21 protein-coding genes and 1 pseudogene are annotated in these 23589 nt (G+C 69.7%); 17 read left to right on the forward strand and 5 right to left on the reverse strand.

The features are described from left to right. Nucleotides 1-61: 61 nt before the first annotated feature. On the forward strand, nucleotides 62-493 hold the full coding sequence (gene rbfA, locus FBY40_RS08210) for a 30S ribosome-binding factor RbfA (RefSeq protein WP_141937893.1): 432 nt from the start codon (nucleotides 62-64) through the stop codon (nucleotides 491-493). Here rbfA and FBY40_RS08215 read toward each other — a convergent pair. After that, complete coding sequence (locus FBY40_RS08215; protein WP_141937896.1) at nucleotides 465-1358, reverse strand: A/G-specific adenine glycosylase; 894 nt, start codon at nucleotides 1356-1358, stop codon at nucleotides 465-467. The two genes, rbfA and FBY40_RS08215, sit on opposite strands and share 29 nt — an antisense overlap. Nucleotides 1359-1418: 60 nt before the next feature. Between FBY40_RS08215 and FBY40_RS08220 the strand changes: the two genes are divergently transcribed. The 8 genes from FBY40_RS08220 to FBY40_RS08255 are packed head-to-tail and all read left to right on the forward strand — an operon-like array spanning nucleotide 1419 to nucleotide 8227. After that, a complete protein-coding gene (locus tag FBY40_RS08220) occupies nucleotides 1419-2105 on the forward strand; it encodes a uridine kinase (protein WP_141937898.1) in 687 nt (228 codons plus the stop codon). Beyond that, nucleotides 2105-2986: a tRNA pseudouridine(55) synthase TruB gene (gene truB, locus FBY40_RS08225; RefSeq protein WP_141937900.1), complete on the forward strand. Its 882-nt coding sequence runs from the start codon at nucleotides 2105-2107 to the stop codon at nucleotides 2984-2986. The genes FBY40_RS08220 and truB overlap by 1 nt, the downstream gene beginning before the upstream one ends. Beyond that, nucleotides 2983-3351 (forward strand): hypothetical protein, encoded by a 369-nt coding sequence (locus tag FBY40_RS08230; RefSeq protein WP_141937902.1) that lies wholly within the window; start codon nucleotides 2983-2985, stop codon nucleotides 3349-3351. The genes truB and FBY40_RS08230 overlap by 4 nt, the downstream gene beginning before the upstream one ends. Before the next feature lie 37 nt (nucleotides 3352-3388). Next, nucleotides 3389-3835, forward strand: a complete 447-nt coding sequence (locus FBY40_RS08235; protein WP_200829957.1) for a hypothetical protein — start codon at nucleotides 3389-3391, stop codon at nucleotides 3833-3835. Continuing rightward, a complete protein-coding gene (locus tag FBY40_RS08240) occupies nucleotides 3832-4809 on the forward strand; it encodes a bifunctional riboflavin kinase/FAD synthetase (protein WP_141937907.1) in 978 nt (325 codons plus the stop codon). The genes FBY40_RS08235 and FBY40_RS08240 overlap by 4 nt, the downstream gene beginning before the upstream one ends. A 46-nt stretch (nucleotides 4810-4855) precedes the next feature. Then, complete coding sequence (gene deoC / locus FBY40_RS08245; RefSeq protein ID WP_124292874.1) at nucleotides 4856-5863, forward strand: deoxyribose-phosphate aldolase; 1008 nt, start codon at nucleotides 4856-4858, stop codon at nucleotides 5861-5863. A gap of 43 nt (nucleotides 5864-5906) precedes the next feature. Beyond that, a complete protein-coding gene (locus FBY40_RS08250) occupies nucleotides 5907-7352 on the forward strand; it encodes an aldehyde dehydrogenase family protein (protein ID WP_200830049.1) in 1446 nt (481 codons plus the stop codon). A gap of 11 nt (nucleotides 7353-7363) precedes the next feature. After that, entirely contained in the window at nucleotides 7364-8227 is an 864-nt protein-coding gene (locus tag FBY40_RS08255) for an aldehyde dehydrogenase family protein (RefSeq protein ID WP_141937911.1), read from the forward strand. Here FBY40_RS08255 and FBY40_RS08260 read toward each other — a convergent pair. Beyond that, on the reverse strand, nucleotides 8220-9602 hold the full coding sequence (locus tag FBY40_RS08260) for an MFS transporter (RefSeq protein WP_200829958.1): 1383 nt from the start codon (nucleotides 9600-9602) through the stop codon (nucleotides 8220-8222). The two genes, FBY40_RS08255 and FBY40_RS08260, sit on opposite strands and share 8 nt — an antisense overlap. Nucleotides 9603-9672: 70 nt before the next feature. Here FBY40_RS08260 and FBY40_RS08265 point away from each other — a divergent pair, with 70 nt between their 5' ends. The 3 genes and pseudogenes from FBY40_RS08265 (at nucleotide 9673) to FBY40_RS08280 (ending at nucleotide 13862) form a co-directional block, all read left to right on the forward strand. Beyond that, nucleotides 9673-10314 (forward strand): hypothetical protein, encoded by a 642-nt coding sequence (locus tag FBY40_RS08265; protein WP_141937912.1) that lies wholly within the window; start codon nucleotides 9673-9675, stop codon nucleotides 10312-10314. Nucleotides 10315-10546: 232 nt separating this feature from the next. Continuing rightward, nucleotides 10547-12729, forward strand: a pseudogene (locus FBY40_RS08275) (DEAD/DEAH box helicase). A 104-nt stretch (nucleotides 12730-12833) separates the two neighbouring features. Continuing rightward, nucleotides 12834-13862, forward strand: coding sequence for an ATP-dependent 6-phosphofructokinase (locus tag FBY40_RS08280; protein WP_141937916.1), 1029 nt, complete (start codon nucleotides 12834-12836; stop codon nucleotides 13860-13862). Between the two features lie 63 nt (nucleotides 13863-13925). On the opposite strand, the gene FBY40_RS08285 is transcribed toward FBY40_RS08280, so the two are convergent. Both FBY40_RS08285 and FBY40_RS08290 read right to left on the reverse strand, forming a co-directional pair. Continuing rightward, nucleotides 13926-16040, reverse strand: a complete 2115-nt coding sequence (locus FBY40_RS08285; protein WP_141937918.1) for a S9 family peptidase — start codon at nucleotides 16038-16040, stop codon at nucleotides 13926-13928. A gap of 41 nt (nucleotides 16041-16081) precedes the next feature. Next, nucleotides 16082-17707, reverse strand: a complete 1626-nt coding sequence (locus tag FBY40_RS08290; RefSeq protein WP_141937920.1) for an MFS transporter — start codon at nucleotides 17705-17707, stop codon at nucleotides 16082-16084. A 270-nt stretch (nucleotides 17708-17977) separates the two neighbouring features. On the opposite strand from FBY40_RS08290, the gene FBY40_RS08295 reads away from it, so the two are divergent. The 5 genes from FBY40_RS08295 (at nucleotide 17978) to FBY40_RS08315 (ending at nucleotide 22663) form a co-directional block, all read left to right on the forward strand. After that, the gene (locus FBY40_RS08295; protein ID WP_141937922.1) at nucleotides 17978-19240 is read left to right on the forward strand and encodes an inorganic phosphate transporter; all 1263 of its coding nucleotides are present in this window, start codon (nucleotides 17978-17980) and stop codon (nucleotides 19238-19240) included. Further along, nucleotides 19237-19569, forward strand: coding sequence for a peptidase (locus FBY40_RS08300; RefSeq protein WP_141937924.1), 333 nt, complete (start codon nucleotides 19237-19239; stop codon nucleotides 19567-19569). The genes FBY40_RS08295 and FBY40_RS08300 overlap by 4 nt, the downstream gene beginning before the upstream one ends. A gap of 66 nt (nucleotides 19570-19635) precedes the next feature. Beyond that, entirely contained in the window at nucleotides 19636-20544 is a 909-nt protein-coding gene (locus tag FBY40_RS08305; RefSeq protein ID WP_141937926.1) for a phosphodiesterase, read from the forward strand. 124 nt (nucleotides 20545-20668) lie between these two features. Continuing rightward, nucleotides 20669-22141 carry an aspartate ammonia-lyase gene (locus FBY40_RS08310; protein ID WP_141937927.1) on the forward strand — a complete coding sequence of 491 codons (1473 nt, stop codon included), beginning with the start codon at nucleotides 20669-20671 and terminating at the stop codon, nucleotides 22139-22141. 99 nt (nucleotides 22142-22240) lie between these two features. Next, on the forward strand, nucleotides 22241-22663 hold the full coding sequence (locus FBY40_RS08315) for a DUF4190 domain-containing protein (protein ID WP_235014705.1): 423 nt from the start codon (nucleotides 22241-22243) through the stop codon (nucleotides 22661-22663). 59 nt (nucleotides 22664-22722) lie between these two features. Here FBY40_RS08315 and FBY40_RS08320 read toward each other — a convergent pair whose 3' ends face one another. Then, entirely contained in the window at nucleotides 22723-23589 is an 867-nt protein-coding gene (locus FBY40_RS08320; protein WP_141937930.1) for a fumarylacetoacetate hydrolase family protein, read from the reverse strand.

The raw sequence follows: 23589 nt of genomic DNA on the forward strand, positions 1-23589 counted from the left end.
CATCCCTCGCCTTCGCTCCCACCGATCATCGCGGGGGAGCGGGAAGAGAAAGAGGAACGGAATGGCTGGGGAACGACAGGCTCGACTGGCGGACCGCATCAAGGTGCTGATCGCCGAGCGACTGGAGAAGGGTCTGCGCGATCCGCGGTTGGGATTCGTCACGATCACCGATGTGAAGGTGACGGGCGACCTCCAGCACGCCTCGGTGTTCTACACCGTCCTCGGCGACGAGGAGGCGCGTCTGGCTTCGGGTGAGGCGCTGCGTCGGGCCACCGGCTTGCTGCGCAGCGAAGTCGGCCGGGGCCTGGGCGTGCGTCTCACCCCGACGTTGGAGTTCATTCCCGATGCCCTCCCCGAGAACGCCGGTCACATCGAAGACCTCCTCCGTCAGGCGCGCGAGCGCGATCAGGCGGTGGCGGGGCTCGCGTCCTCGGCGACCTACGCCGGCGAGGCCGACCCGTACGTCAAGCCCCGCGATGAGGACGAGGACTGACCCGGCCCGGGAGACGCAGCATCCCACCGGCGGCCTCGACGAGGCCGTCCGACACGAGCGAGTCGATCGCACGGTCGCGCTGCAGGGCGTCGGGCCAGTCCGCGAGGACCGACTGCTGAGGCAGGTCGTGGGCGGCATCCCGCAGCTCTTTGAGCACCGCTCCGCGCGCCTGCCGGTCGCTGCCCTCGTAGCGCGCCTGGCGTCGGCGCGCGTCACCCGTGTCGGGGTACCCCGCCGCTCGCCACGCGCACCGCGCTGACAGCGGGCAGGCCGGGCACCGAGGCGTCCGCGCGGTGCAGACCGTCGCACCGAGTTCCATCGCCGCGGCGTTGACGATCGCGGCGGCGGCGTCGTCGGGCGGGAGGATCGCCTCCATCGCGGAGAGATCACGACGGGCAGGCGCTCCCGGCAGGGAACGCCCCTCGACGGCCCGGGCCAGCACCCGACGAGTGTTGGTGTCCACCACCGGGTGCCGCCGGCCGTACGCGAACACCGCCACGGCGCGGGCGGTGTAGTCCCCGATCCCGGTCAGCGCGAGGAGCGCGTCGACATCCTGCGGCACGACCCCGCCATGCCGGTCGCGAATCTCGGTGGCAGCGCGGTGCAGCCAGAGCGCCCGCCGCGGGTACCCGAGGTTCGCCCACTGGCGTACCGCCTCCGCCGGAGGATCGGCGGCGAGGTCCGCCGGGGCGGGCCATCGCGCGAGCCACGCTTCCAGATGCGGGATGACGCGGTTCACCGGCGTCTGCTGGAGCATGAACTCCGACACCAGCGTGCCCCAGGCCGGGAAGCCGGGGCGTCGCCACGGCAGGTCTCGCGCGTTGTCGCGGTACCACGCGGAGAGCGGCGCGGCGAGGTCGGGCATGGCGATCAGCCTAGACAGCCCCGCGCGGTACGCGGGCCGCGCGGTCGTAGGCTGAGAGGCATGCAGTTGCCCGTCACACCGGCCACCACACTGTGGCGGTCGCTTCGCGATGAGGTGCGCCAGCACTACCGCGCGGGGCGCATCATCCTCGCCGTCGACGGCATCGACGGCGCCGGCAAGACCACGTTCGCCGACCATCTCGCCACCGTCTTCGCCGAGGACGGCTCCGCGGTCTTCCGGGCATCGATCGACGGCTTCCACCGTCCCCGCACCGAGCGGTACGCCCGCGGACGCACGTCGCCGGAGGGGTTCTACCGCGACTCCTTCGACTACGCCACCTTCCGGCGAGTGCTCATCGAACCGTTCCGTGACGGCGCCCAGACCGGCGGCGCGACGGGATTCCAGCTGGCGGCGTTCGACCACCGCCGTGACGCACCGGTCGAGGCCGAGTGGGTCACCGCGCCGCGCGACGCCGTGCTCATCGTCGACGGGGTGTTCCTCCTGCGCCCCGAGCTCCGAGGCATCTGGCACTGGTCGGTCTGGCTCGACGTGCCGATCGACGTCGCCGCCGCCCGCGTGTCGGAGCGGGACGGCACCGATCCCGACCCGTGGGCGCCCTCGAATGCCCGCTACCGCGAGGGGCAGGAGCTGTACCTGAAGGACGCCGATCCGCGCGCCGAGGCCTCGGCGATCGTCGACAACACCGATCCCGGGCATCCCCGGCGCGTCTGGGCGGATTCCTGCTGATGGCGGGCATCCTCCTGGTCGACAAGCCCACCGGCATCACCAGCCACGACGTCGTCGCCCGTGCTCGACGCGCGCGGGGGACGCGGAAGGTCGGCCATGCCGGGACGCTCGATCCCCTGGCGACGGGATTGCTCGTGCTGGGCGTCGACGCCGCCACGCGGCTGCTCACCTTCGTCGTCGGGCTCGACAAGACATACGAAGCGACGATCCGGCTCGGCGAGACGACCACGACCGATGACGCCGACGGCGAGACCACGCAGATGGCGGATGCCTCAGGGGTGACCGCCGACGCGATCGAGACGCACCTCGCGGCGCTTCGAGGCACGATCTCCCAGATTCCGAGCACCTACTCCGCCATCAAGGTCGACGGACGGCGGGCGTACGACCTCGCCCGAGCCGGGCAGGAGGTTCAGCTGGCGGCGCGGACGGTGACGGTGAGCCGTCTCGAGGTCACCGACGAGCGCCGCACGGGCTCCGTGATCGATCTCGATGTGACGGTGGACTGCTCCAGCGGCACCTACATCCGCTCCCTCGCCCGCGACCTCGGAGCGGCCCTGGGTGTCGGTGGGCACCTCACAGCACTGCGCCGCACACGCATCGGTCCCTTCCACATCGCCGACGCCGTCGGCATCGATGACCTGGTGGAGGCCTCACCGTGGCCTCCGGCTGAGGCCGCTGCCGCCGTGCTCGGCGCTCTCGGCGTCACCGCCGCGCAAGCCCGAGACCTGCGTCACGGCAAGCGGCTGACCGGGATCGCCTCCGCCCTTCCCGGCCCCCGCGCGGCGGCGATCGACCCCGACGGGGCTCTCGTGGGCATCGTCGAGCGCCGAGGAGATGACATCAAGAGCGTCGTCAACATGCCCGAGGAGGTTGCGGGATGATCCTGTGGTTCACTCTGATCCAGGTCGCCGTCGCCGTGGCGGCGGGGCTGCTCGGCGTCATCCTGGGTCTTGCCGGACGTCGGCCGAGCGACCTCACCGTCGGGGCGATGGCCCTGGTCGAAGTGCTGCTGATCGTGCAGATCGTCGTCGCGATCGTCGCGCCGTTCGCCGGCAACCCACCCAGCGGCAGCCTGCTGGAGTTCTGGGTCTACCTGGTGTCGGCGGCCCTTCTTCCGCCCGCGGGGGTCGCGTGGGCTCTGGTGGAACGCAGCCGGTGGAGCACGGTGATCATGGGCGTCGCAGCTCTCGCCGTCGCGGTCATGGTGTGGCGGATGCAGGTGATCTGGACCGTCCAGCTCGCCTGAGCGTCCGGGAGACGGCGAACGTAGGATGGGGTACGCCATGATCTCGACCCCCCGCCCCCGCATGACCGGCATCGGCCGCGTCCTCGTCATCGTCTACGGCATCATGGCGCTGGCCGCGACCGGTCGCTCCTTCGTGCAGATCGTCCGGGAGTTCGACGAGGCCCCCCTGGCCTACGCGCTCTCGGCGCTCGCGGCGGTCGTCTACATCCTCGCCACGCTCGCGCTGATCTTCTCCGGGTCGCGCTCCTGGTACCGCGTGGCGTGGATCGCGATCTGCTTCGAGCTCGCGGGGGTCCTCATCATCGGGACGCTCAGCTTCGTCCTGCCCGCCCTCTTCGCTCACCCCACCGTGTGGTCGTGGTTCGGAGCGGGGTATCTGCTCATTCCTCTCGTGCTTCCCTTCCTCGGTCTGTGGTGGCTGATCCTGCATCGCCCCGCGGCACGCCCGGCTGCGGCGGCTCCCGCCGACGCGGTGGCGCGATGATCGTCTTCCGCCGTCCGGAGGACATCCCCCCCGGCTTCGGTCCCTCAGTCGTCGCCATCGGGAAGTTCGACGGCGTGCACGCCGGTCACCGCGCACTCATCGAGCGGGCCAGAGTCAACGCCGCCACGATGGGCACTCCGGTCGTCGCGGTGACGTTCGACCGCAATCCGCTCGCACTCCTGCGCCCCGACCTCTGTCCGGTGAGCCTCGTCGGTCCCGATCAGAAGCTCCGGCTGTTGGCGGAGGCGGGCGTGGACGCCACGCTGATGTTGACCTTCGACCGCGGGCTCGCCGACCTCGAGCCGCGGCAGTTCGTCCGCACGCTCCTGGTCGACGCCCTCGGAGTGGCGATGCTGCTCGTCGGTCGTGACTTCCGATTCGGCCGGGGCGGAGCCGGAGATGTGGCGCTCCTCGAGGAGCTCGCCGCCGAGTACGGCTTCTCCCTCCAGGTCGTCGACGACGTCCGAGCCGTGGAGGGCGAGCGCCGCGTGTCGTCGACGTGGATCCGCGAACTGCTCGAAGTCGGCGACGTCGACACCGCTGCGAAGCTTCTCGGACGAGCCCCATCGGTGCGGGGGGAGGTCGTGCACGGACTCAAGCGGGGGAGGGAGCTCGGCTACCCCACCGCCAACCTGTCCGCGGATCGCGAAGGGTACGTCCCCGCCGATGGCGTCTACGCCGGCTGGCTCGTGGACGAGGGGCCGGTGGCGGCGAATCTGACGGACGGCCCGCGCAGCAGCATCCGCTATCCCGCCGCCATCAGCATCGGAACCAATCCCACTTTCGACGATGTCACCGGTCGGCAGGTCGAGGCCTATGTCCTCGACGAGACCGACCTCGACCTCTACGGTCACCGGGTCGAGGTGCAGTTCCGTCATCGCATCCGAGCCATGGGGGCTTTCGAGGGGATCCCGCAGCTGATCGCGCAGATGGCCGACGACGTCGACCGTGTGCGCGATGCGCTGACCGTCTAGGCTTGAGGTTTGCCCGACCGCAGGCAAACCGGGAAAGGGAAGGGCCATGAGCCGCACCGAACTGCAGACGCTCGCCGAGCGCGCCGTCGATCTCCTCGGCGGGGAGCCGGATGACACCACCCTCCGGCGCTACCTCCACGGACTGCCCGGCGTCGACGCCGTCGGACTCGAACAGCGCGCCGCGGCCCTCGGGACCCGTTCGATCAAGACGACGTCCAAGGCCTGGGCGCTGGACCGCATCATCGAACTCATCGACCTCACGACCCTCGAGGGTGCCGACACCCCGGGCAAGGTCCGCTCCCTCGTCGCCAAAGCGCTCACCCCTGATCCGTCCGACCCCACCTGTCCGCGGGTGGCGGCCGTCTGCGTGTACGGCGACATGGTTCCCGATGCCGTCGCCGCCCTCGGCGGCGCGCACGGCGATCCCGACGACGGCCTCATCAGCGTCGCCGCCGTGGCCACCGCGTTCCCCAGCGGCCGCTCGTCGCTGGCCATCAAGCTCGCCGACACCGCAGAGGCGGTAGCAGCCGGCGCCGACGAGATCGACATGGTGATCGATCGCGGGGCGTTCCTGTCGGGCCGCTACGGGTTGGTGTTCGACCAGATCGTCCAGGTCAAACAGGCGTGCCGCCGCGCGGACGGCTCCTTCGCATCGCTGAAGGTCATCCTCGAGACCGGCGAGTTGAACACCTACGACAACATCAAGCGCGCCTCGTGGCTGGCGATCCTCGCCGGCGCCGACTTCATCAAGACCTCCACCGGCAAGGTGCAGCCCGCAGCCACGCGTCCGACGACCCTCCTCATGCTCGAGGTGGTGCGCGACTGGTATCGCGCCACGGGGCAGCGCGTCGGGGTCAAGCCCGCCGGCGGCATCCGCACCGCCAAGGACGCCATCGCCTACCTGGTGCTCGTGGCCGAGACGGTGGGGGAGGAGTGGCTTCAGCCGCACCTGTTCCGCTACGGCGCGTCGTCCCTGCTGAACGACGTCCTCCGCCAGAGGCAGAAGCTGCGCACCGGCCACTACACCGGCGCCGACTACGTCACGATCGACTGAGGAGACCCGGATGACCCGCGAGCTCGACACCACGAAAGAATCCATGTCCTTCCTCGACTACGCCCCGGCGCCCGAGTCCCGGTCGATCCTCACCCTGCAGGACGAGTACGGCCTCTTCGTCGACGGTGAGTTCCGTCCCGGATCAGGGCCGGCGTTCGACACCGTGTCGCCGGCGGATGAGAAGCGCATCGCCACGGTGGCCCACGCCGACGACGCCGACGTCGACGCCGCCGTCGCCGCCGCGCGGCGCGCCTTCGACAAGACCTGGTCGACCATGTCGGGGCGCGATCGCGGAAAGTACCTCTTCCGGATCGCCCGCCTGATCCAGGAGCGCGCCCGCGAGCTCGCGGTCGCGGAGAGTCTCGACAACGGCAAGCCCATCAAGGAGAGCCGCGACGTCGACATCCCTCAGGTCGCCGCATGGTTCTTCTACTACGCGGGATGGGCCGACAAGCTCGACTACGCCGGCGCCGGCGCGAACCCCCGCCCGCTCGGGGTGGCCGCCCAGGTGATCCCGTGGAACTTCCCGCTGCTGATGCTCGCGTGGAAGGTCGCTCCGGCCCTGGCCGCGGGGAACACGGTGGTGCTCAAGCCCGCCGAGACCACCCCGCTCTCGGCGCTCCTGTTCGCCGAGATCCTGCAGCAGGCCGACCTTCCGCCGGGCGTCGTCAACATCATCACCGGTGCGGGCGCCACGGGTGCGGCTCTCGTGCGCCATCCCGATGTCGACAAGGTGGCCTTCACCGGTTCGACCGCCGTCGGCCGCGAGATCGCCCGCGCCGTCGCCGGTACCCCCAAGAAGCTCACCCTCGAACTCGGCGGCAAGGCGGCGAACATCGTCTTCGAGGACGCGCCGATCGACCAGGCCATCGAGGGGATCGTCAACGGGATCTTCTTCAACCAGGGCCACGTCTGCTGCGCCGGCAGCCGGCTGCTCGTGCAGGAGTCGATCCATGACGAGGTCGTCGACCGGCTGAAGTCGCGCCTGTCCACCCTGCGTCTGGGTGACCCGCTCGACAAGAACACCGACATCGGCGCGATCAACTCCCGGGAGCAGCTGGACCGCATCCGCGAACTCAGCCGGATCGGCGAAGAGGAGGGCGCGGAGCGCTGGAGCGCCGACTGCGTCATCCCCGACAACGGCTTCTGGTTCCCGCCGACGATCTTCACCGGTGTGCAGACCAGCCACCGCATCGCGCGAGACGAGATCTTCGGGCCGGTACTCTCGGTGCTGACCTTCCGCACCCCCGCGGAGGCCATCGAGAAGGCCAACAACACCCCGTACGGTCTCTCGGCCGGCATCTGGAGCGACAAGGGGTCGCGCATCCTCGCGGTCGCGGATCGCCTGCGCGCCGGAGTGGTGTGGGCCAACACCTTCAACCGCTTCGACCCGTCGAGTCCGTTCGGCGGCTACAAGGAATCCGGCTACGGACGCGAAGGCGGCCGCCACGGGCTGCTGGCGTACCTCAAGAGCACCGCGAACAGCTGAGGACCGAGGACATGACACAGCGTTTGACCGTTCCCAAGACCTACAAGCTCTTCATCGGCGGGGCGTTCCCCCGCAGCGAATCCGGGCGCACCTTCGAGGTCCGCTCACCCGGCGGCGCCTTCCTCGCCAATGCGGCGCAGGCCTCGCGCAAGGATGCTCGCGACGCCGTGGGTGCCGCCGTCGGAGCCGTCAAGACCTGGTCGGGCGCCACCGCCTACAACCGCGGTCAGGTCCTCTACCGCGTCGCCGAGGTGCTCGAGGGCCGCCGCGGCCAGTTCATCGACGAGATCGTCGCCCAGACGGGGCTGTCGCAGTCCAAGGCGGCCGCTGAGGTCGACGAAGCCATCGATCGGTGGGTCTGGTACGCCGGCTGGTGCGACAAGTTCGCGCAGGTGACCGGCAACGCCAACCCGGTGGCGGGGCCGTACTTCAACCTGTCGGTGCCCGAGCCCACGGGCGTGGTGGCGATCATCGCGCCGCAGGACACCGCCCTCGTCGGGCTGGTCTCCGCAATCGCGCCGGCCCTCGTCGCCGGCAACAGCGTAGTCGTCGTCGCCTCCGAGTCCTTCCCCCTCTCAGCCATCAGCCTCGCCGAGGTGCTCGCCACCTCGGATGTGCCCGGCGGCGTGGTCAACGTCCTGACCGGGTCGCCTGCCGAGATCGCGCCGTGGCTCGCGGGTCATCCCGACGTGCACGCGCTCGACCTCGTCGGCGCCGGAGGCATCGACTGGGTCGACCTGCAGGTGAAGGCGGCCGAGACGCTGACGCGCGTGCTTCCGCCCGAGCAGGGCCCCGACGCCGCGGCGCCGAGCCTTCAGCGCATCAGCGCGTTCACCGAGGTGAAGACGGTCTGGCACACCAAGAGCCTCATCTGAGGTCGGAGGGCTGAGTCAGCGGCGCGGGATTGCGGATCCCCAGCCACGACACGAGCCCGCCGATGGCGAGGAACGCCGCGGTCACGATCGCCGCCCGGTGGAATCCCTCCAGATCCAGGGAACCGCCGACGATCGTGCCGAGCGCGGCGATCACCAGCAGACCCGCCACGCGGGCGACGGCGTTGTTCACCGCTGAGGCGATGCCCGAGCGCGAGCTGTCGATCGCGCCGAGGATCGCCGAGGTGAGGGGCGACACGGTCACCGCGAGCCCCAGGCCGAAGACCACCACGCTCGGAAACACCTGCCACCAGTAATCGAAACTCTCCGACACGGTCAGCAGCAGCAGGGCGCCCGCGGCCATGAGCAGTGGTCCGACGGTCATGAACAGGCGCGGGCCGATCCTGCCCGCCAGCGCACCGACGCGCGAGCTCAGCAGGATCAGCAGCACGGTGCTGGGGAGCATCGCCAACCCCGCGAGCGTCGCGGGGAGCCCGGCACCCTGCTGCAGGTACACCCCGACCACGAACCCGTTCAACGACAGCGCGCCGTAGATGAAGGCGGTGGCGATGTTGCCGGTCCAGAAGTTGCGGACGCGGAAGAGCCCGAGCGGCATCATGGGGCTTCGAGCCAGGCGCTGGCGGAGGAGGAAGCCGGCGAAAGAGAGGACGCCGACGACCAGCGTCGCCCAGATGAGCGGGGAGGACCATCCGAGGTTCGGCTGTTCGATGAGGGCGAACACCACCCCGCCGAGCCCGACGGCGCACATCACCGCGCCCGCCCAATCCACGCTGCGAGTGGGGTCGCGTTTCTCGGCCAGTCCCATCTTCGGAAGGAGGAAGAGCGTCACCGCGATGGGGACGACGTTGATCAGAAAGGCCAGGCGCCAGGACAGCAGGTCGACGAAGACACCGCCGAGGAGGGGGCCGACGAGCATCGCCGCCGTCGTCGCGCCCGTCCACGTGCCGATGGCACGCGCCTGCGCGGGACCGCGGAAGGTCGCGGTGATGAGCGCGAGCGAGCTGGGCACGAGCAGGGCGCCGGCGACCCCCTGGAGCCCGCGTGCGACGATGAGGAACTCCGCCGTGGGGGCCGCGGCGATCGCGATGGAGGTCACTCCGAACCCGATGAGGCCCCACACCAGCACCACGACACGGCCGAACACGTCGCTGAGAGAACCGGCGACGAGGATGAGCGCACCCAGAGTGATGAGGTAGGCGTCGACCACCCACTGCTGGGTGGCAAGTCCTCCGCCGAGCTCCTCGGCGATGGCGGGGAGGGCGACGGTGACGACGGTGCTGTCGAGGAAAGCGACGAACGATGCCAGAATCGCAACAAGGAGAACGACACGCTCACGCACCGCGGGCCGATCGGTCACGCGCTCACCCTACTCCCGCGGGTAGGGTCGAGAGCCCGACGCCGCGGACGCCGGCCGGGGAGGAGCAGCCATGACGAACATCCGACGAGCCCTCGCTGCCGGAGCGGGCGTGGCAGTGGTCCTCGCCGTGGCCGCCGGCTGCGTCCCCGAGCCGGGGGGAAGCCCCTCTCCGACGGCGTCGACGACGTCGCCGTCGCCGAGCGTCACGCCGGTCACGCCCGTGCCGACCCCGTCCCCCATCGAGACCATGCTGCCGGACACGCTGCAGCTGCCCGAACGCTGCGAGGACATCTACTCGGCCGACATGCTGGCGTCGCTGAACGCCCAGAACCCGCCGCTGAACGATCCGGGCGTGACGATGTACTCCACGGAGAACGCCGTCGGGCTCGAGATCCTCGCCGCCGGCCCTCCGTCGATCCGCTGCTCGTGGGGCACTCCGAGCGAGTCGGGCCTGGCCACCACCGTCACGGTGATCGATGCCGCCCAGGCGGCGGCGTTGCGCACCGCCCTGCTCGAGGCGGGATTCGGGTGCGAGGAGGCGCTCGGCGGGACCGTCTGCCGGATCGAGCAGCGCGGTGTCTCGCTGGATGACGTGCCGTATCTCCGAGGCGAGACCCACGTCGTCCGTGACAACGGCTGGGTGGCCACCGCCTACATCAATTTCACCCCCGAGGGGTACAGCGAGGACATCGTCCAAACGCTGTGGGGGTGACCCGACGCCTCGCTCGGCGCGCCCGGAGTGGGCGCGCGGCCCGGTGGCGCGCTAGAATCGTTGCCGGAGATCTCATCGGCGTCGCCGCAGCTCGCTGAAGCGAGTGCCCGCAGCCGCCCGGCCGAGAACTCCGACCCGCGTCGTGACGGACCGCCGCCCGCGGACCCCGTCGCTCTCACCGGCCTCGCCGGACACCCGCCGGTCTCCACCGGCACTCACGCTCAGGAGGAGCATGCCGACCACGGCACCCGCCCAGGATTCGCGCTCACGCTCGGCGTCGGGCCGCAGAAGGTCGTCGTCCCGCCGTGACGACGACGCCCCCGTCATCCCGATCCTCGCCCGCAAGGTCCGCGAGGTCGAAGCCAAGGCCCAGCGCGGCAAGCTCGGCCCCACCAATCGCGTCAAGTTCCAGGTGATCGCGTTCCTCGTCCGCGAGGAGCGGGCGCGGGTGAAAGCCGACACCGAGATCACCGACGCCACCCGTTCGGAGCTGCTGAAGCGGCTCGACGGCGTGGCGACGATCCTCGCCAAGACCGCAGCACGCGACACCTCGCTGATCCAGCTGCTCGAAGTCGACCAGGCCACCTCGCCGGTCGCCCGACGCATGCGGCGCGACTGGCTGCTGGAGTCCGGCGCCGAACTGCCGCCGGACGAGCTGATCATCACCGACAGCGCCCCGGCGCCCGCGCAGGTCGTTCCCGCGGCGCTCGCCGAGCGCCAGGTCGTGCCCGCCACCGTCGAAGCCCGCCAGATGGCGAACCCGTTCCTCGCCCCGGACCTGTCACGCCTGGCGCCCAAGGACAACATCCGCCGGCGCCTCGACGGCTGGGAGCTCATGGGTCCGCTGTACAAGGCCTTCGAGACCGGGGCCGGCGGCGGAGCGGCATCCATGGATCTTCCCCCGTCCCCGAGTTCGACCGTCTCTCGCCCAAGGGCCTGGAGGTCATGCCGCACCAGTCGCGTTTCCTCGAGGCGGTCCGTCAGGGACACCGATCCTTCCTCCTGGCCGACGAGCCGGGCCTGGGCAAGACCGCCGAATCGGTGCTCGCCGCCTCGGTCGCCGACGCCTATCCGCTTCTGGCCGTCGTTCCGAACGTGGTGAAGATGAACTGGGCACGCGAGGTCGCGCGCTGGACACCGCAGCGTCGGGCCACCGTCATCCACGGCGACGGCGAAGCGATGGACGCCTTCGCCGACGTGTTCATCGTCAACTACGAGATCCTCGACCGGCACCTGTCGTGGCTGAGCTCCATCGGCCTGAAGGGCATGGTCGTCGACGAGGCCCACTTCATCAAGAACCTCACCTCGCTCCGCTCGCAGAACGTCCTCGCCCTGGCAAGTCGCATCCGTCAGCAGGTGCGCGATCCCCTCATGCTCGCCCTCACCGGAACGCCGCTGATCAACGACGTCGAGGACTTCGACGCCATCTGGCGCTTCCTCGGCTGGACCAACGGCGAGAAGCCCGGGCCGGAGCTGATGGAGAAGCTCGACGAGTCGGGGCTCACACCGGCCGACAAGGCGTTCTACCCCGCTGCCCGTGAGGCGGTCATCTCGATGGGGATCGTCCGGCGGCTGAAGACGGATGTCGCGGCCGACCTGCCCGACAAGCTCATCGCCGACCTGCCCGTCGAGCTCGATGACGAGTTCGGTCGATCGATCCGCCAGGCGGAGCGCGAACTCGGCGAGCGTCTCGCCGCGCGCTACCGCCGGATCATCGAGGCCCGCGGCACCGCGCGCCAGGGGCAGGCGACCCTGCACCTGCCCGGAGAGCTCGACGACGACATCGTGCGTCTGGTCGCGCAGAACGAGCTCGACGAGTCCAAGGCGCAGGGGACCGGGGCCGAGAACGTCTTCACCATGGTGCGCCGCATCGGTCAGGCGAAGGCCCATCTCGCGGCCGATTACGCCGTGCAGCTGCAGCGCTCGGTCGGCAAGGTGGTGTTCTTCGCCAAGCACATCGACGTCATGGATGCCGCCGAGGCGCATTTCCGCGCTTCGGGTCTGCGATCGGTGTCGCTTCGCGGAGACCAGACCTCCACCGCACGCCAGGAGGCCATCGACGCCTTCAACAACGACCCCGAGGTCGGTGTCGCGGTGTGTTCGCTGACGGCTGCGGGCGTCGGTGTCAACATGCAGGCGGCCTCCAACGTCGTGCTGGCGGAGCTGTCGTGGACGGCCGCCGAGCAGACGCAGGCCATCGACCGGGTGCACCGCATCGGCCAGGCCGAGCCGGTGACGGCGTGGCGCATCATCGCCGCGCACACGATCGACACCAAGATCGCCGAGCTGATCGACTCCAAGCAGGGGCTGGCGCAGCGCGCGCTCGACGGCATCGCCGTCGACCCCGAGTCCAGTGATTCGGTGCAGCTGTCGGCGCTCATGCATCTCACCCGGCGGGCGCTGGGCGAGGTCTGAGCGGCGCCGGGCGCACCGGGTTGGTGTGCCCCGGGCATCCGGCAGTACTCTCGGGGTGAGGCAGCGTCGCCGATAGCCCCACCCCGAGAGCACCAAGGACACACATGAAGATCGGCATCCTGACCAGCGGCGGCGACTGCCCCGGCCTGAACGCCGTCATCCGCGGCGTCGTGCTGAAGGGCACGACGAATTACGACCTCGAGTTCGTCGGCATCCGCGACGGCTGGCGCGGCGTGGTGGACGCGGACTTCTTCCCCCTCACCCGCCACGAGGTAAAGGGTCTGTCCAAGGTCGGTGGCACGATCCTCGGCACCAGCCGCACGAACCCGTACGAGGGGTCGCGCGGGGGAGCGGAGAACATCGCCAAGACGCTCTACGGTCATCGCATCGACGGGATCATCGCGATCGGCGGGGAGGGGACCCTCGCCGCCGCCGACCGCCTGTCGAAGGACGGCATCAACGTCATCGGCGTCCCGAAGACCATCGACAACGACCTGCGGGCCACCGATTACTCGTTCGGCTTCGACACCGCCGTCAACATCGCCTCGGAGGCGATGGACCGCCTCCGCACCACGGGCGATTCGCACCAGCGCTGCATGGTCGCCGAGGTCATGGGGCGCCACGTCGGCTGGATCGCGCTGCACGCCGGTATCGCCGCAGGTGCGCACGCGATCCTCATCCCCGAGGTGCCGCTGACGATCGACGACATCTGCGAGTTGGTGACCAAGGCTCACGATCGTGGCCGCGCTCCGCTGGTGGTCGTGTCGGAAGGCTTCAAGCTCAAGGGCATGGACGAGGCGTTCAGCGACAAGGGCCTCGACGCCTTCAACCGTCCGCGCCTGGGCGGCATCAGCGAGGTGCTCGCCCCCGAGATCGAGCGCATCACCGGGATCGAGACCCGCGCCACGGTGCTCGGGCACATCCAGCGGGGCGGATCGCCCTCGGGATTCGACCGGGTGCTCGCCACCCGGCTGGGGCTTCACACCGCCGACGCGGTGATGGACGCGGAGTGGGGCAAGATGGTGGCGCTTCGCGGCACCGACATCGTGCGCGTGCCCTTCGCCGAGGCGCTGGGCGAGCTCAACACCGTTCCGCGTTACCGCTACGACGAAGCCGCCGCGCTCTTCGGCTGAACCGCGGGCCACCGATCGTCGAGGTGTGCCTCGGCAACGCCGCGAGGTCGGCTCTCTGCCAGGTCAGTCCGCGACGCCGAGCACGTCCAGCAGCCACGCGAGCTCGAAAGCCCGCTCCCGCCACGCGTTGTACCGCCCCGACACGCCGCCGTGACCGGCGACCATCTCGCACTTCAGCAGCGCGTCGGCGCCGACCTCCCTCAGCCGCGCGACCCACTTCGCCGGCTCGACGTAGAGCACGCGGGTGTCGTTGAGCGAGGTCACCGCGAGCACACGGGGATACCGCACCCCCTCCCGAACATTCTCGTAGGGCGTGTACGACTTCATGTAGGCGTAGACGTCGGCGTCGTGGAGCGGGTCGCCCCACTCGTCCCACTCGATGACGGTCAGGGGCAGCGACGGGTCGAGGATCGTCGTCAGCGCGTCGACGAAGGGCACATCGGCGAGGATCCCGGCGAAGCTCTCGGGTGCGAGGTTGGCCACCGCGCCCATGAGCAGTCCGCCCGCGCTTCCACCCTCTGCGACCATCCGGTCGGACGTGGTGTATCCGCCGTCGATGAGGTGCTGAGCGGCGGCGACGAAGTCGGTGAACGTGTTGCGCTTGGCCAGGAGCTTCCCGTCCTCGTACCACTGCCGACCCATCTCCCCGCCTCCGCGCACGTGGGCGACGGCGAAGACCACCCCGCGGTCGAGCTCCGACAGGCGCGGCACCGAGAACCCGGGCTCGATGGAGTGCTCGTACGAGCCGTAGCCGTAGAGGTGGACGGGGCGGGGCGCTGCACCGGGCTCGCCGAACGACCGCTTCCACACCAGCGACACCGGCACCTGCGTGCCGTCGTCGGCGCGGGCCCAGACACGGGCCTGTCCGTACTCGGCCGGGTCGTAGCCGCCGAGCACCGGCTGCCGCTTGCGCAGCAGCAGGTCGCCGGTGGCGATCTCGTAGTCGAACACGGTGCCGGGGGTGACGAAGGAGCCGTACGACAGCCGCAGCATCGGCGGAGCCCACTCGGGGTTCCCGCCGGTGCCCACCGAGTACAGCGGCTCGTCGAACTCGATCTCCGACACCGTCGATGTGGCGTAATCGAGCATCCCGAGTCGTGCCAGGCCTTCCCTGCGGTAGCCGATGACACCCCAGTCGCGGAAGGTCGACAGACCGAGCAGACGGATGCCGGGGCGGTGGGGGATGACGCTGCGGCGGGCGCCCTGCGGGTCGGCCGCCGACACGCGGACGAGTTCGAAGTCGAGCGCGCCGTCGTTGTGGAGGATGAACAGCACGTCCTCCCCGTCGACGACGGCGTGTGAGACGTCGTACTCCACGCCCTCGCGGCGCGGCCAGATCACCCGTGGCTCGGCCGTCAGGTCGGTCGCGTCGACGAGCCACTCCTCGGAGGTGATGGAGGAGCCCAGGCTGATGACGAGGTAGCGCTCGCTGCGCGTGAATCCGGCACCCACCCAGTACCGCTCGTCGGGCTCGTGGAAGAGCTTGGCGTCATCGGTGACGGGCGTGCCGATCTCGTGGAGCCAGACGGTGTCGGGGCGCCAGGCGTCGTCGACCGTGGTGTAGACGATGAATCGGCCGTCGGGTGAGAAGCTCGCACCGGCGAAGGTGCCGGGGATCTCATCGGGGAGCTGACGGCCGGTCGCGAGGTCTCGGACACGGATGGTGTACCGCTCGTCGCCGGCGACATCGACGCCGAACAGCATGCGCGAGCCGTCGGTCGAGACGTCGAAGCTGCCCAGGGAGAAGAACTCCTGGCCCTCGGCCTCGACGTTGCTGTCGAGCAGGATCTCCTCGCCGGGGACCTCGGCATCGGGCGAGAGCACCGGCGGGGTCCAGTCGTCCGAAGACGCCAGGGGAGCGCGGCACTGGATGCCGTACTGCTTGCCCGCGATGGTCCGGCCGTAGTACCACCACTCGCCGTGGCGGCTGGGGACGGAGAGGTCGGTCTCCAGGGTGCGGGACGTGATCTCCTCGAACACCCGCTCCCGCAGGCCTGCCAGGTGCGCGGTGCGCGCAGCGGTGTAGGCGTTCTCGGCCTCGAGGTGAGCGATGACCGCCGGATCCTCCTTCGCCCGGAGCCACTCGTAGGAGTCTTCGACGTCGTCACCATGGTGACTGCGCACGATCGGCGTGCGTGCGGCGACGGGCGGCGTGGGGGATGCGGCGGGGGTGGTCACCGTCCCACGCTAGTCGACTCCTCCCGGCGTGAGCGGGCTGGCTAGGAGGTCGTGTGCCGTGCCGTGACGCGTTTCCGCCGCGGCGGAGGGACGTCGTCCGGGATGCCGCGCGAGAGGAGCAGCGATGCCAGCGCGAGCAGGATGAGACCGAACAGGGCGGTGCGCAGCGACGCGAGCTGGGACTGCACGTACACCGTCTGCAGTTCTGCCGCCTCCTGGTCGCTGAGGCCGGCGTCGGTCGCGATCTGCGGCACGCTGTCGGCGGGGACGATCTGGACACCGCCCGCCGTTCGTTCGGCGACGATGGTCTGCGTCTCGGGCGGCAATGTGCTCTGCGCGACGCCGCTCGCGAAGGAGGTGGCGAGTGTGCTGATCAGGATCGATCCGATCAGGGCTGTGCCGAGGGACGAGCCGAGGTTCTGAAAGACGCCCTGGAGGCCCCCGACCTCGCTCGTCTCCTTCTCGGTGACCGACGACATGTTCACATTGCCCAGCTGAGAGGCCAGGAGTCCGAGGCCGGCACCCGCGCAGAACATCCCGAGCCCGAAAGCGGGGCTGGACAGCTCGGGGTCGACCGCGGTGAGCAGCACGAGACAGCTTGCTGCGAGGGTCCACTGACCGACGCGCACGATGCGCTTGGGTGACCAGCGCGTGGACAGGCGGGTGCCGAAGATCGAGAACAGGATCAGCGAGACAGAGAGGGGGAAGATGCGGATGCCGGTTTCGAGGGCGTCGAAGCCGAGCGTCATCTGGAGGTAGACCGGGACCATGAAGAACAGCCCCGCCGTGATCGCGTACTGACCGCCGAGCACGCTCAGGCCGCTGCGCAGCCGGCGGATGGAGAGCAGCTCGGCGTGCAGCAACGGGTCGCGTCCTCGGGCGACCAAGCGACGCTGCCGCGCGAAGAAGAGCGTCAGGAGCACGCTTCCGGCGACGATCAGCCACGCCGTGAGCGAGATGCCCAGCGGTGCGATCTCCACGCCGCCGATCTCGGGGGAGTGCAGCGGGATGATCCATCCCCAGACCTTGCTCTGCAGCATCCCGTACACGACCGCGACGAGGCCGGACGCCGACAGCAGCACGCTCAGTGCATCGATGCCGACGCGTTGGCGCGCAGCCTTCTCGCCGATACGCCCGGCGAAGAGAACGACCACCGCCATGATGACGACCTCGCCCGCGAACACATAGCGCCAGCTGAGATAGGTGGTCATGAATCCGCCGATGAGAGGGCCTGCGGCGACGGCGGCCCCCGAGACGGCGCCGATGGCCGCGAAGGCCTTCACGCGATCGCTTCCGTCGTAGTTGTCGGCGATGAGGGCTGCGATGGCGGGGATGACGAGAACCGCACCGAGGCCCTCGATGACCGACCATCCGAGGAAGAGCGTCAGCATGTTCGGACTCAGGGCCGTCAGGAGCGACCCCGCTGCGTACACGATCGACCCGATGACGAGTGCGCGGCGCCGGCCCCAGATGTCCCCCAGCTTCGCGCCGAGCAGCATCGTGGCGGCCATCGTCAGCGTGTAGAACGTGATCGCGGTCTGCATCGCGGTCACGCTGCTGTCGAGGTCTGCCACCACGGTGGAGATCGAGACGTTCATGACGGTGCTGTCGAGCACCATCACGAACTGTGCCGCGCCCAGGATCAGCACGACGGACCACTTCTTCATCCGGCCACCTGCCTCCGCCCCGAGCCGATCCGGGCCCGTGCGGCAACATCCAACACCTTCGTCGCAGACTTCGCATCACCCGATGCGGAGGACCCCGGGTGCGTCGAGCATCATCCGGTCCTCTCGGATCGCTGAGTTGACCGAGCGTGGGGCCGATGCGAGGATTCTGTCTGGCCGGTTGCCGGTTCCTTAACTCCCGGTGAACTCTTCGTTCGCACACGCCGATCCCGTCGGCACCTTCCCTTCTTTCACACTCTCGGAAAGCGAACGGTGGAGACCGCAGCCCTGATCATCGTGCTCGTCATCGTGCTGGCACTGTTCTTCGACTTCACGAACGGGTTCCACGACACGGCCAACGCCATGGCGACGCCGATCGCGACCGGCGCGCTCAAGCCCAAGGTCGCCGTCCTGCTCGCGGCGGTGCTGAACCTGGTCGGGGCCTTCCTTTCGACGGAGGTGGCCAAGACGATCTCGGGGGGCATGATCCGGGAGGACGAGCTCTCCGCGGCGATCTTCCCCGCCATCATCTTCGCGGGACTCATCGGCGCCATCTCCTGGAACATGCTCACCTGGCTCCTGGGATTGCCCTCCAGCTCCTCGCACGCCCTCTTCGGCGGGCTGATCGGTGCCACGATCGTGGGTGCCGGGTTCGCGGCGATCGACCTCGGCGTCGTGATGTCGAAGGTGATCCTGCCGGCGCTGATCGCGCCCGTCACCGCAGGGCTGATCGCCTTCGCCACCACGAAGATCGCCTACGCCGTCACGCGGCGACACGACGGCAGGCCCGACGGCCGTGACGGGTTCCGATGGGGACAGATCTTCACGTCGTCTCTCGTCGCGCTCGCGCACGGCACGAACGACGCGCAGAAGACGATGGGCGTCATCACCCTGGCCCTCATCACCGTGGGATGGCAGTCCAGCTCGAATCCCGACCCGCAGCTCTGGGTGATCGTCGCCTGCGCCGTCACGATCGCGCTGGGGACCTATATGGGCGGGTGGCGCATCATCCGCACCCTCGGCAAGGGGCTCACCGACGTCAAACCCGCGCAGGGATTCGCCGCGGAGTCGTCCACGGCCTCCACGATCCTCGCATCCAGCGCCCTCGGATTCGCACTGTCGACCACGCAGGTCGCGTCGGGCTCGGTGATCGGCTCGGGTCTCGGCCGGCGGGGATCCATCGTGCGCTGGCGCACGGTCGGGCGGATCATGGTCGGCTGGCTCCTCACCCTTCCTGCCGCGGGTGCCGTGGGCGCCGCCGCGGCGTACGTGGTGGTGCTCTTGGGGACGTGGGGGATTCTGATCGACGCGGTCGCCGCCGGCCTGGTGGTGCTGGCGATCTATCTGCGTTCGCGTCGCAACGCGGTCACCGCGGCGAACGCGATGAGCGAGGTCGCCGACTCGGGTGCGGCGATCAAGGTCCCGCGCAACCCGCCGCCCACTCGTCGGCAACGTGCCCTCGGCCGCGAACAGGAACAGCGTGCGTCGGCGGATGCCGAGCGCGAGCGTACCGGGACGAAGGGAGAGCGGTCGTGATCTCGATCGACTGGTTCGCCTTCGTCCAGGTCTTCCTGGCGGCGTTGATCGCGGCGGCGACGGTGGTGCTGTTCTACGCCCTCGGGCTCCGACTCCTCGTCCGCAGCGGGCGTTCCCCCGTCGTGACGCCGGCCGAGTTCACCGACGCGATCACGGTGATCTCTGCGAAAGAGGCGCGCCGGGCGGCGAAGGCCGCAGAGAAGGCCGCCCGCAAGAGCCCCCTGACGGAGCGCCAGAAGCAGGTGGCGTACGTCGGGGCGTACGGGTGCTTCGCCGTCTGCGCCGCCGCGGTGATCGGCGGCATCCTGCTCATCGTCGTCAACCACTGAGTCCTCGACCACCCTCGTTCCCGCATCGGTGGGAGCTGCGGGGGTGGGGCTGATTAGGCTCAGGGCATGGACGCGGCATCCCTCCGATTCGGACAGTACCCTCCGCCCGAACGCACGCTCCTGCACCTGAGCGACACCCACCTGCTGGCCGGGGGAGCCCTGCACGGCCCGGGGATCGACACAGAGGAGCATCTGGCGGTGACGCTCCGGCTGATCGAGCGGATGCGCCCGCGACCAGACGCCCTCGTCGTCACCGGCGACCTGACCGACCTCGGGGAGCCGGATGCATACCGTCGCCTCCGGGAGCTGGTCGAGCCGGTCGCCGCGACCCTGGGCGCCCCCATCGTCTGGGTGGCCGGAAATCACGACGAACGGCCGGCGATGCGCCGGCACCTGCTCGACGAGCCGCCCAGTGAGGCGCCCCTCGACCGGGTGTGGGACCTCGACGGCCTCCGCGTCATCGGAATCGACACCACGGTGCCCGGCTGGCACCACGGCGACCTGGACGATGCGCAGCTGGCCTGGTTGTCCGACGTACTCGCCGAGGCGGCGCCTCTCGGCACCATCCTCGCCATGCATCATCCCCCGATCCCGTCGCCGCTCCCGCTCTTCGACATCCTCGAACTGCGCGATCAGGGCCGTCTCGCCGGCGTTGTCGAGGGAACGGACGTCCGCGCGATCCTCGCGGGCCACCTGCACTACTCGACGAGCGCGACGTTCGCGGGGATTCCCGTCTCGGTCGCGTCGTCCACGTGCTACGGGATGAACCTCGGTCTGCCGGCGCTGGAGGTCAACGGCTTCGACGCCGGTCAGTCGTTCCACGTCGTCCGCGTCTACCCGACGACGATCACGCACGACGTCGTCCCGGTCGTGGACGCACCGACGGGGGACTACTTCACACCGGAGTGGGCCGAGCGGATGGCGCGTCTGAGCCCGCAGGAGAGACTCGAGGCCTTCTCGCGCAAGCGGCGCTGACGGGCGGAGCGGACGTAGCGGACAGTGCACCCGCTTCGCCTGTACGCCAGGGCCACCGGGGAGACGGTGACCGGTGGCTAGGCTCGGGGGGATCACCGACCGCCGCGACCCAAAAGGACTATCGATGGCTCCGGACGCAACGACGCGCACCCGCACCGAATCCGATTCGCTGGGATCCCTGGAGATCCCCGCCGACGCCTACTGGGGCATCCACACCGCCCGAGCGCTGGAGAACTTCCCCGTCAGCAAGCGCCCCATCTCGGTGTACCGCGACCTGGTGCGGGCGCTGGCGATGGTCAAGCAGGCCTCCGCGCGGGCGAATCGCGACATCGGCGTCCTCGACCCGATGAAGGCCGACCTCATCGACCGCGCCGCGCAGCTGGTCATCGACGGCCAGTACCACGACCAGTTCGTCGTCGGAGTGGTCCAGGGTGGTGCCGGCACCTCGACGAACATGAACGCCAACGAGGTCATCACCAACATCGCCCTCGAGCTCGCCGGACGGCAGAAGGGCGACTACGCCTTCCTCTCGCCGATCGACGACACCAACCGCAGCCAGTCCACGAACGACGTCTATCCGACGGCGGTCAAGGTGGGCCTCAGCCTCGACCTGAAGACGCTCCTGGACGAGCTCGACCTGCTCCGCCACTCGTTCCTGGCGAAGGCGCGGGAGTTCCACGACATCCTCAAGGTCGGTCGCACACAGCTGCAGGACGCCGTGCCGATGACACTCGGGCAGGAGTTCCACGGGTTCGCTACCACCCTCGGCGAGGATTACAACCGGCTCACCGAGAACGCCTACCTCCTCTACGAGATCAACATGGGTGCGACGGCCATCGGCACGGGCATCACCGCGTCGCCCGGGTACAGCACCGCGGTGCTCGCCCACCTGCGGGCGATCACGGGTCTGGACCTGGAGCTGGCCACCGACCTCGTCGAGTCCACGAGCGATACCGGCGCCTTCATGTCGTTCTCGGCATCGCTCAAGCGCAACGCCATCAAGCTGTCGAAGATCTGCAACGACCTCCGGCTTCTCTCCTCCGGCCCGCAGGCGGGTTTCGGCGAGATCAACCTCCCCCCGCGCCAGGCGGGCTCCAGCATCATGCCGGGGAAGGTGAACCCCGTCATCCCCGAGGTGGTCAACCAGGTGGCCTTCGCCGTGGCGGGCGCCGATCTCACCGTCACGATGGCCGTCGAGGCCGGTCAGCTGCAGCTGAACGCCTTCGAGCCGATCATCGCGCACTCGATCTTCCAGTCGATCACCTGGATGCGTCGCGGAATGCACACCCTGCGCGTCAACTGCATCGACGGCATCACCGCCAATCGAGAGCGACTGGGCGCCATGGTCGGCACCTCCGTCGGCGTCGTGACGGCTCTCACGCCCTTCATCGGCTACGCCGCCGCCGCTGCGCTGGCCAAGACAGCCCTGCTGACCGGTCACAACATCGCCGACCTCGTCGTGGAGGCCGGGCTGATGTCACGCGAGGAGGTCACCAAGCAGCTCTCGCCCGCACGGCTGTCGGGACTGGAAGCGACCACCGCCGCGATCCCGCTCGTCCTGCCGGCCGAGAACCTCGTGACAGAGTCGGCGGACTGACCGCGTCGCGAGGCGGCGCGTCAGGCTGGCGCTCCCGGGCGCGGACCGATAGCGTTCGTTCGCAACCCTGAACCGCTCTCCCTCCACCAAGGAGCCATCGTGACCGACCCGCAGAACCCGAGCGCCGTTCCGCCGAGCGCTCCGGAGAACCCGCCCGCCTACAGCGCCGCGCCGCCGCCCGCCTACAGCTCGGCGCCTCCGCCGGCATACAACGCTCAGCCCGCTCCGGGCGCGCCCGTCCCCGGCAAGACGCTGGGCATCGTCGCATTCGTGCTGTCGTTCTTCGCACAGCTGATCGCCCTGATCCTCGGCATCGTCGCTCTCGTGCAAAGCCGCAAGGCCGGGGTCAAGAACGGCTGGGCCCTGGCGGCCATCATCATCAGCGCCGTGCTGATGGTCATCGGCATCATCGTGATCATCCTCGTGGCCGTCGCCGTCGGCGGAGGCCTCGCCGCCGCCTGTGCCGAACTCGGCCCGGGCGTCCACAACCTCGAGGGTGGCGGCACCATCACCTGCAACTGATCGCCGGTCGGAAACCCCGACCAGGAAGCGCCGGTCCCGTCGGGGCCGGCGCTTCGGCGTTAATCGAGGATCCGGCAGTGCGTCGTGAGCTCGCCGATGCCGTCGATCCCGACGGTCACCGTCGAGCGGTCGCGGAGGAAGACCTGGGGGTCGCGGGAATACCCCGCACCACCCGGGCTGCCGGTGGAGATCAGGGTGCCCGGCAACAGGGTCGCCGACTGCGACAGCGAGGTGATGAGGGTCGCCACCGACCGCACCATCTGCCCCGTCGACGCGTCCTGCAGGATCCGACCGTCCAGCACGGTCCAGATGTGGAGGTCCTGAGGGTCGGGCACCTCATCGGCGGTCACGACGAACGGGCCGGTCGGGGTGAAGCCGTCGAACGACTTGCAGCGCGACCACTGCGCCTCGGAGAACTGGATGTCGCGGGCGGTGATGTCGTTGACGACCGTGTAGCCCCACACGTGATCGAGGGCGTCTTCGACGGGCACGTCCTTCGCGGGCCGACCGATGATCACGCCGAGCTCGGCCTCGTAGTCGACCGATTCGCTGAGGCTCCGGGGCCATGATGTGGTGGCCTCGTGACCGGTGAGCGAGTTCGGCCACAGCACGAACACCGTCGGCGTCGCATCCGTCTTCAGCCCCAGCTCACCCGAGTGGGCGGCGTAGTTCAGGCCCACGGCGAGGATGGCCGGGGGACGGAGGACGGCCGAGGCGAATCCGAAGGCGGTGAGAGGATGCCGCGGCGCGTCGTCCGTGGCCTCCGCGACCGCCGACAGCAGGTCGTCGCCACCCTCGATCAGTGCCTGGAGTGTGGCGGGCGCCCCGGCGAAGAGCTCTTCGACGAAGACGGCCTCGTCATCGCGGGGGACGAGCACGAGGCGGGGCCGCGCGTGGTCCGACGAGGTCACGTGGGCGAAGCGCAT

Origin of the sequence: Microbacterium sp. SLBN-154, assembly GCF_006715565.1 — a bacterium.
GTDB lineage: Bacteria > Actinomycetota > Actinomycetes > Actinomycetales > Microbacteriaceae > Microbacterium.

Excerpts from the sequence above, each read along its gene's own strand:
- rbfA (WP_141937893.1), top strand. The coding sequence starts at position 62 with ATGGCTGGGGAACGACAGGCTCGACTGGCGGACCGCATCAAGGTGCTG.
- FBY40_RS08215 (WP_141937896.1), bottom strand. The coding sequence starts at position 1,358 with ATGCCCGACCTCGCCGCGCCGCTCTCCGCGTGGTACCGCGACAACGCG.
- FBY40_RS08220 (WP_141937898.1), top strand. The coding sequence starts at position 1,419 with ATGCAGTTGCCCGTCACACCGGCCACCACACTGTGGCGGTCGCTTCGC.
- truB (WP_141937900.1), top strand. The coding sequence starts at position 2,105 with ATGGCGGGCATCCTCCTGGTCGACAAGCCCACCGGCATCACCAGCCAC.
- FBY40_RS08230 (WP_141937902.1), top strand. The coding sequence starts at position 2,983 with ATGATCCTGTGGTTCACTCTGATCCAGGTCGCCGTCGCCGTGGCGGCG.
- FBY40_RS08235 (WP_200829957.1), top strand. The coding sequence starts at position 3,389 with ATGATCTCGACCCCCCGCCCCCGCATGACCGGCATCGGCCGCGTCCTC.
- FBY40_RS08240 (WP_141937907.1), top strand. The coding sequence starts at position 3,832 with ATGATCGTCTTCCGCCGTCCGGAGGACATCCCCCCCGGCTTCGGTCCC.
- deoC (WP_124292874.1), top strand. The coding sequence starts at position 4,856 with ATGAGCCGCACCGAACTGCAGACGCTCGCCGAGCGCGCCGTCGATCTC.
- FBY40_RS08250 (WP_200830049.1), top strand. The coding sequence starts at position 5,907 with ATGTCCTTCCTCGACTACGCCCCGGCGCCCGAGTCCCGGTCGATCCTC.
- FBY40_RS08255 (WP_141937911.1), top strand. The coding sequence starts at position 7,364 with ATGACACAGCGTTTGACCGTTCCCAAGACCTACAAGCTCTTCATCGGC.
- FBY40_RS08265 (WP_141937912.1), top strand. The coding sequence starts at position 9,673 with ATGACGAACATCCGACGAGCCCTCGCTGCCGGAGCGGGCGTGGCAGTG.
- FBY40_RS08280 (WP_141937916.1), top strand. The coding sequence starts at position 12,834 with ATGAAGATCGGCATCCTGACCAGCGGCGGCGACTGCCCCGGCCTGAAC.
- FBY40_RS08290 (WP_141937920.1), bottom strand. The coding sequence starts at position 17,707 with ATGAAGAAGTGGTCCGTCGTGCTGATCCTGGGCGCGGCACAGTTCGTG.
- FBY40_RS08305 (WP_141937926.1), top strand. The coding sequence starts at position 19,636 with ATGGACGCGGCATCCCTCCGATTCGGACAGTACCCTCCGCCCGAACGC.
- FBY40_RS08310 (WP_141937927.1), top strand. The coding sequence starts at position 20,669 with ATGGCTCCGGACGCAACGACGCGCACCCGCACCGAATCCGATTCGCTG.
- FBY40_RS08320 (WP_141937930.1), bottom strand. The coding sequence starts at position 23,589 with ATGCGCTTCGCCCACGTGACCTCGTCGGACCACGCGCGGCCCCGCCTC.